This is a genomic window from Bremerella sp. JC817 (genome assembly GCF_040718835.1).
Lineage (GTDB): Bacteria > Planctomycetota > Planctomycetia > Pirellulales > Pirellulaceae > Bremerella.
The window spans coordinates 1-733 of the sequence record NZ_JBFEFG010000277.1 but is presented as its reverse complement, the minus strand read 5'-3'; the positions used below and the strand labels follow the sequence as shown (position 1 = coordinate 733).

1 protein-coding gene is annotated in these 733 nt (G+C 57.0%); it reads left to right on the top strand.

The window, feature by feature from the left end; all coding sequences use genetic code 11:
• Window positions 1-391: 391 nt before the first annotated feature.
• A complete protein-coding gene (locus tag AB1L30_RS18150; protein WP_367014824.1) occupies window positions 392-685 on the top strand; it encodes a hypothetical protein in 294 nt (97 codons plus the stop codon).
• The last annotated feature ends 48 nt before the right edge of the window (window positions 686-733 follow it).

The window sequence follows — 733 nt, the reverse complement described above, 5'->3', positions numbered from 1 at the left end:
GCCTGCGAGAAACTAGCGGCCGGGTAAAGCGTTGGCATGTAGAACCAGCTTCCCTCGTCTAGGGCAATCCAATCCGATTCCTTCAATCCCGTGAAGGTATGCTTGAGATCGACGTAGCCAGGGTTGGAACCAAGGGACGCTAATCGCGTCTTAATCACCTCTCCTCCTCGCCAAAACTCGTGTCATTTGTTGCACACCCGCCCGTTGGCGGAACGGTGGAGGTCGCCGGCAAGTCGGTTTGAAAAAGAAGATGCTGGTCGCGGTGTTATCGAAGGTACAGAGCTTTTGGTCATTGTGTGGTCCTCCGAGTCGGAGGAGCTGAGCTCTGGCGGTTGGCGGCTTCTGGATCGCGGCCTCTTACCTGGCGATCAACAGCCTCGCTCAGATCTCTATGATCGCCAGTTTGTGCGGCGCTTGTATTCCGAAGAAGCTGCTGGATAAGCTCAGCCAGAACCCGGCCGATGCCGAGTGGCACTCGGCCGTCGGGACGGCGTACGCCAGCCAGCAGCAGATCGATCAGTCTGGCGAAGAGATGGCCTGTTCCGCTGTGATGGAAGCCTTGTCGCGGCATCGTAAGTATGCCCAGATCGCCGATCGTAAGGTGGCCCAGTCCTACGATCAGGAACATGGCGAGCGGCTCTATCGAAGGAGTTTGTATACCTATTGGAAACGATCGAGTCCGTAAGTGGGAAGACTTCGGCAAGGAAATGGCCGGTGCCAAGGCTGGCGACAA